This window comes from Vibrio sp. ZOR0018 (assembly GCF_963865925.1).
GTDB lineage: Bacteria > Pseudomonadota > Gammaproteobacteria > Enterobacterales > Vibrionaceae > Vibrio > Vibrio anguillarum.
In genome coordinates, this window is record NZ_CAWMCN010000110.1 from 1 (window position 1) to 6812 (window position 6812).

At 43.8% G+C, this 6812-nt stretch carries 5 protein-coding genes and 1 tRNA gene; 1 reads left to right on the top strand and 5 read right to left on the bottom strand.

Annotated elements, in window-relative coordinates:
• Window positions 1-116 precede the first annotated feature (116 nt).
• The 3 genes from ihfA to pheS form a co-directional block, all read right to left on the bottom strand.
• Window positions 117-413: an integration host factor subunit alpha gene (gene ihfA, locus AACR75_RS09295; RefSeq protein WP_010319630.1), complete on the bottom strand. Its 297-nt coding sequence runs from the start codon at window positions 411-413 to the stop codon at window positions 117-119.
• 421 nt (window positions 414-834) lie between these two features.
• Window positions 835-3222 carry a phenylalanine--tRNA ligase subunit beta gene (pheT, locus tag AACR75_RS09300; protein WP_047689748.1) on the bottom strand — a complete coding sequence of 796 codons (2388 nt, stop codon included), beginning with the start codon at window positions 3220-3222 and terminating at the stop codon, window positions 835-837.
• Window positions 3223-3238: 16 nt separating this feature from the next.
• The gene (gene pheS / locus AACR75_RS09305; protein WP_017044058.1) at window positions 3239-4222 is read right to left on the bottom strand and encodes a phenylalanine--tRNA ligase subunit alpha; all 984 of its coding nucleotides are present in this window, start codon (window positions 4220-4222) and stop codon (window positions 3239-3241) included.
• Between the two features lie 215 nt (window positions 4223-4437).
• Between pheS and AACR75_RS09310 the strand changes: the two genes are divergently transcribed.
• Complete coding sequence (locus tag AACR75_RS09310) at window positions 4438-4920, top strand: GNAT family N-acetyltransferase (protein WP_047689750.1); 483 nt, start codon at window positions 4438-4440, stop codon at window positions 4918-4920.
• Window positions 4921-5004: 84 nt separating this feature from the next.
• Here AACR75_RS09310 and AACR75_RS09315 read toward each other — a convergent pair whose 3' ends face one another.
• Complete coding sequence (locus AACR75_RS09315) at window positions 5005-5982, bottom strand: carbohydrate porin (RefSeq protein WP_047689752.1); 978 nt, start codon at window positions 5980-5982, stop codon at window positions 5005-5007.
• Between the two features lie 754 nt (window positions 5983-6736).
• Window positions 6737-6812 (bottom strand) — tRNA-Gly (locus AACR75_RS09320).

The following is a 6812-nucleotide window of genomic DNA, read 5'->3' on the forward strand; positions in this document are numbered from 1 at the left end:
CTTCTAACATGGGCACTTCTGCGGGCAATAGCCCCAAGGTTCAATCACCACCGCCCAAGGCGGTGGTTTAGGGGTGACAAAAAAAAGACCACGCATAGCGTGGTCTATTGCTCGGTCTATTTTTCGACATTAATGTTCTCGACTCGGGCTTTTAATTTCTGCCCTGGGCGGAACGTTACGACACGTCGAGCGGAGATAGGAATATCCTCACCTGTTTTTGGGTTTCGACCCGGACGCTCGTTTTTGTCTCGTAGATCAAAATTACCAAAACCAGATAGTTTTACCTGTTCGCCACTTTCAAGCGCCTTGCGAATCTCTTCGAAAAACACTTCAACCGTTTCCTTGGCATCCCGTTTACTGTATCCAAGCTTTTCAAACAGGTTTTCAGCCAATTCGGCCTTTGTGAGCGCCATAAAACTTCCCTCAAAGCTATGTTAAACCTTGCTGCTTCTAAGCAGCGCCAAAGCATTTTCGCTTAGCCAATCAATAAGATATCGGCTTTACCTGAAAAGTGTATGCCAAGCTTCTGATTTTCGCCAACTTTTTTATTCGCAACAATATTAATAGTTTCATCAAAATAAGCGCATATACTGGCTGCATTTATACAATTAGACGTCGAAGATTGAGAAAAAACACTGACAATTTAGTTAGTTATATCATAACAGCCAACATTTTCAGAATTTCATACTATTTTGAATGGATATCGATTTCTGATAAAAAAATTTATAACCTGTTAAATCATAGACTTGTTTAACACTAACCTGTCACTAAATTGCATATAAAAAAGCAGGCCCAACTTGAACCTGCTCAAATATACTTAGGCTACTTTCTGAATTAGTCGCGCAGGGCTGCACCAAACTGTGCCGCTACTGAAGTCACAATCGATTCAACAGCGCTTGCAATATCAGCTTCTTCTAAAGTACGTTCAGTCGATTGAAGCATCAACGCAATCGCTAAACTCTTCTTGCCCTCTTCAACCCCTTTGCCTACATAAACGTCAAACAGCTTCGCCTCTTTTAGAAGCTCACCACCAGCGTTACGACATGCATCGACAATATCACCTGAAGCAATGGCGCCATCAACAACCAGTGCTATATCACGGCGGTTCGCTGGGAACTTAGACAGTGATGCAGCTTCTGGAATTACACGGGTGTTCACAGCTGACCATTCAAGTTCAAATACGATGGTGCGGCCATTCAAGCCAAACTTACGCTCAAGCTCTGGATGAACAGTGCCTATCACCCCAATAATCTCACCATCGACAACGATAGCGGCCGATTGCCCAGGGTGCAGCGCTGGGTGTGCAATAGAAGTAAAGCTGTAAGCTTTGCCGTTGGCGGTTAAATCAAGAATGGCTTCCAAGTCACCTTTTAGATCGAAGAAATCAACCGTTGCGGTGTCCATGTTCCAGTGCTCTTCACCACGAGTACCGGATATTACCCCCGCGAGCATAGGTTCTTGGCGCATACCGTTCTCTGCCGAAGCATCAGGAATAAAACGCAAACCATATTCAAACAAACGAACGCGTGGCTGCTGGCGTTTCTGGTTATGAACCACGGTATTTAATAGACCTTGGATCAAGCCCAAACGCATCGCCGACATATCAGCAGAAATAGGATTAGGTAGAATGAGTGGTTCAACATCTGGAACAATCAGTTTCTGCTGCTCTGGCTCAACGAAGCTGTAGGTGATCGCTTCATGGTAACCACGGTCAACTAACAAATGACGAACACGCTTAAGTGGCAAGTTTGCTTCTTGGTGGTCATTCATGCTCAATGCTGCAACGGGAGCTTGATTAGGGATATTGTTGTAACCGTAAATACGGCCAATTTCCTCAATCAAATCTTGCTCAATCGCGATATCAAAACGCCACGTTGGCGCGGTAGCAACCCAACTTTCTGCGCAACTCTCAACACTCATACCTAAACGTTTTAGGATTTCAACCACATCAGCATCCGCAATGTGATGACCAAGCAAACTGTCCAGTTTAGTGCGACGAAGTGTGACTTGATTTGGTTTAGGTAAATCCGTTTCAGACTCAACACTAACCACAGGTGCAACTTCACCGCCACAAATATCAACCAGCAGCTGAGTCGCTCGTTCCATCGCACTGGCTTGCAACGCGTAGTCAACACCGCGCTCAAAACGCATGGATGAATCAGTATGTAGGCCATAGCTACGAGCACGACCGCGGATATGGTCTGGTGCAAAGAAAGCACACTCAAGCAGTACATCTTGGGTTTCTGAGCTAACGCCTGAACCTTCACCACCAAAAATGCCCGCAATGGCTAATGCTTTATTGTGATCGGCAACAACCAGCGTATCGACATTCAACTTAGCTTCTGTACCATCGAGTAGCGTAAGTTTTTCATCCTGCTCGGCCATACGAACAACAATACCGCCTTCGATCTTGGCAAGATCAAAGGCATGCATCGGTTGGCCTTGTTCAAGCAAGATATAGTTAGTGATATCAACCACTGGATCAATTGAACGTAGACCACAACGGCGTAACTTCTCTTGCATCCAAAGCGGTGTTTGGGCTTGAACATTAATGTTTTTAACCACGCGACCAAGATAACGCGGACAAGCGGCCGGTGCTTTCACTTCAATAGAGACTTTATCTTCAATTGAAGTAGGAATAGCGATGACCGATGGCTCAGTGACATCAATGCGGTTCAATACACCAACTTCACGAGCAAGGCCACGAATACTAAAGCAATCTGCGCGGTTCGCGGTCAAATCAACATCAATAGTCACATCATCTAAGCTTAGGAATTCGCGGAAATCAGTACCAACGATGGCATCTTCTGCAAGCTCCATAATGCCAGCGGATTCAACATCAATCCCTAGCTCACTGAATGAACAAAGCATGCCGTGAGAAGGTTGACCACGTAATTTTGCTTTTTTGATCTTAAAATCGCCAGGAAGTACCGCACCGACAGTCGCTACCGCCACTTTTAAGCCTTGGCGGCAGTTTACTGCACCACAAACGATATCAAGCAGTTCTTCTTCACCCACGTCAACTTTCGTTACACGCAGTTTGTCGGCATCTGGATGTTGACCACATTCCACAACGTGACCCACTTTGACGCCAGTAAATTCACCGGCGACAGCAAGAACGTCATCGACTTCCAAGCCTGCCATTGTAATTTGATGTGTAAGTTCGTCAGTCGTAACCGCAGGGTTAACCCACTCACGAAGCCATGATTCGCTGAATTTCATTGTGTTTACCCTTGAATTACTTGAATTGTTTGAGGAAGCGCAGATCGTTCTCAAAGAACGCGCGTAGGTCGTTGACGCCATAACGAAGCATCGTTAAACGCTCAACACCCATACCAAATGCAAAGCCAGAATATTTTTCAGGGTCAATACCAACACTGCGCAAAACGTTCGGGTGAACCATGCCACAGCCTAGAACTTCAAGCCATTTACCATTTTTACCCTTCACATCCACTTCCGCAGAAGGTTCTGTAAATGGGAAATAAGAAGGACGGAAACGCACTTCAACTTCTTCTTCAAAGAAGTTACATAAGAAATCGTTCAAAATACCTTTAAGCTGAGCAAAATTGACGTGCTCATCAACCAACATGCCTTCAACCTGGTGGAACATTGGTGTGTGTGTTTGGTCGTAGTCATTACGATATACGCGGCCCGGCGCAATAAAACGAAACGGCGGTTGACCATTTTCCATAGTGCGAATTTGCACACCTGACGTGTGTGTACGCAACATTAAATCTGGATTAAAGAAGAAGGTATCGTGATCAGTACGTGCTGGGTGATCGGCAGCGATATTCAACGCATCAAAGTTGTGGAAGGCGTCTTCAATTTCAGGGCCAGATTCAACATGAAAACCAAGCTCACCAAAGAACTGCTCAATGCGTTCAACTGTGCGAGTCACTGGGTGTAAGCCACCATTTTCAATGCGGCGTCCAGGCAAAGTAACGTCAATCGTTTCAGCCGCTAGTTTGGCTTCTAACTCTGCTCGCTGCAAAGCATCTTTACGCGTAGCAATGGCGTGTTGCACTGTCTCTTTCGCAACGTTGATCTCTTGACCTGCAGCGCGACGTTCTTCGGGTGGCAATTTACCTAGGCTCTGTAGCTGAGTGGTTAACTCACCTTTTTTACCCAAGTACTGAACACGCACTTCATCAAGTGCGACTAGCGAATCGGCAGCATTAATCGCTGCGGTCGCATTAGCAATAATCTCTTCTAGATGTTGCATCGTTTCCTCATCTACCTGTAGGTAGTGTCCGTATAGGATGTATTGTATTTTTCAGATAGCTGCACATAGTATCGAAAGCCACCTCTAAAGCCAAATTGAAATGATACTGAGGCTTGCTCTTGAACAAAAAAACGGCATTATTTTTGCCGCTCTCTTGATATTACCTCCCTCCCCCCAAACAATAATAAAAACATGACTATTTTTAAGAAGAAACGATGAACATCACGATAACACCAATCAAACCAAAAGATGATCCGGACATTTGTAAAATTATCCAATCTGTAGGTGCTGAATTTGGGGCCATCGGTGAGGGTTTTGGCCCATCTGATGCTGAAGTGGAAAACATGAGTCAACATTACACGCAAGAGAGCAACAGCCTTTATCTGGTAGCCAAACGTGACGGCATCATTGTTGGTGGAGCAGGTATTGCAGCCTTTCATCATAGCCAACGGATCTGTGAGCTAAAAAAACTCTTCTTATTACCAGAAAGTCGCGGTTGCGGGCTGGGAAAAATGCTCAGTGAAGCATGCCTATCATTTGCTCAAAATGCAGGTTATCAATCTTGCTATTTGGATACGTTATCTAGTATGACATCCGCCATTCAGTTATATGAAAAACTCGGATTTATACATTTGGATCGACCAATGGACGGCACTGAGCACAACGGCTGCGATGTGTGGATGCTTAAACAGCTGTAAATCATCGCATCTGCTTATACAAAAAATGCCTACCGAACGGTAGGCATCAAAAGCAGTTGAGATTTAATGCTTAAGTTTTAAAACTTAGAAGAAGTATTTTAGACGGATACGCATACCTAGATCTTTATTTTCTGTGTCGTCTACTTTCGAGTAGTAAGTACCTAGATAAACAGAGAAATCTTCCACATCCATCACATTAGCAAATTGGTAAGAAGCATAAGTGGTATTTACCTTCTCGCTAGTACCTTTATCAACATCACCATAGACATGACCTAGACCAAAGCCTTTAAACAGTAAGTTAGCACCGATGGTCGTATCTTCTTGTTTAGTTTTGTCGAAATCACGGAACGCATAGTTCACGTTGATAAAAAGATCGTTAGCAGAATAGTTAACTGTCGCGCCATAACCAAGGAAATCATTCGCAGCATCTTTATCATCTGCAGCCAGATTGGCTTCTAAACCAGCAGCAACACGAACTGAGTCAACGATCTGGTATGCAACAACTGGGCGTACAAATACGGCATTCTGATCCGCTGCAGACTCATTCTCAAATTTAGTTGAGAGTTCAAAATAAAGGTTATCTGCCGTTTTGCTAAAGCCAATTTGTCCGTTATCACCACGGCCACGAGCCTTATTCGCACGGTATACATCTTTATCTGCATTTGCGTATTCAAGCATAGTATCTTGGCCAACAGGGAACAAATCAAACGCTTCATAGCGGCCTACTTTCAGTTCCCAGTTATTCGCTTGACCAAATGCAATCCACGCATCATCAAGTTCAACTTTACCCGTTGTTTTAAGTAAAGGTTGTGCTTGTGCTTTGATATAACGGTCACCACTCACACTACGCTCACCAGCGATTTGAACCAAAAGGCGGCCATCTTGATTTAGATGTTGCTTGTCAGTGGCATTTTTATCACGAAGGTTGATATCGAACTCAACATCACCGCCGATTGAGAAAACACCTTGTTCACCTTCAACACTGATACCTGCGTTTGCTTGTAGTGCGGCTGAAATTAGAATTGCGGCAAGAGAAAGTTTACCAGAGGTAGCAAAATTCATTTTTTATACTCCATCGACCTTATGGTCATCATTATCATTATGTTGGTGCTTGGCACCTTGAATCTCATCCTGAGATATATTCAATAAAATTAATGAGTTAGATTCAAATTCACCGGGGGAAGTAGCACGCTACTTTGGTAATCATGAACAGCTCAATCTCTTTATTGCTCAGCAACCACTGCTTATGTATTCCCTTAACGTTGCTGACGGGGATGGAGTTTACATTCACCGAATCAATGTAAAAATAGATCAATGTCACATTGGGAATCGTTCCCATGAATGGGTTGTTGATAAGTTTATATAAATCACGCTTTTGCAAATAATTCACACCATAAATTAAATGTTGGCACGAAAATTATGTGAAGTAGGCCGAAATTTCACTTCACAAAATAATAACAACTCAAGATAAAGGTTGCTTTATCAAATTATTAACATTCTATAATTGGGGATGAAGAGTAAAAACGATGCGAGATTTGACCATAAATTGAAGCACTGCTGTTTGATGGTGATGACTTTGCTTAAAATATTTCAATTTCACGTCCGAAACCGTCAACGAATATAGTGAACGTAGGGGGGGGATTTACCCAATTTCTGCTAGGGCTTTAATTTGGAGCGACACACGAGGTTCGCTTTCTTTTGAACTAAAAGCGTGACCTCAACCTTGGCAAGGTGGCTCTAAAACGATATCGTTGGTTGTAAACTGGCTGTGAGACAGAGATGAAAAAGCCCCAGCATTTCTGCTAGGGCTTTAATTTGGAGCGACACACGAGGTTCGAACTCGTGACCTCAACCTTGGCAAGGTTGCGCTCTACCAACTGAGCTAGTGTCGC

Bases quoted from the DNA above. Each gene is read 5' to 3' on its own strand.
- AACR75_RS09310 (WP_047689750.1), top strand. From the start codon at position 4,438: ATGAACATCACGATAACACCAATCAAACCAAAAGATGATCCGGACATT.
- AACR75_RS09315 (WP_047689752.1), bottom strand. From the start codon at position 5,982: ATGAATTTTGCTACCTCTGGTAAACTTTCTCTTGCCGCAATTCTAATT.
- pheT (WP_047689748.1), bottom strand. From the start codon at position 3,222: ATGAAATTCAGCGAATCATGGCTTCGTGAGTGGGTTAACCCTGCGGTT.
- pheS (WP_017044058.1), bottom strand. From the start codon at position 4,222: ATGCAACATCTAGAAGAGATTATTGCTAATGCGACCGCAGCGATTAAT.
- ihfA (WP_010319630.1), bottom strand. From the start codon at position 413: ATGGCGCTCACAAAGGCCGAATTGGCTGAAAACCTGTTTGAAAAGCTT.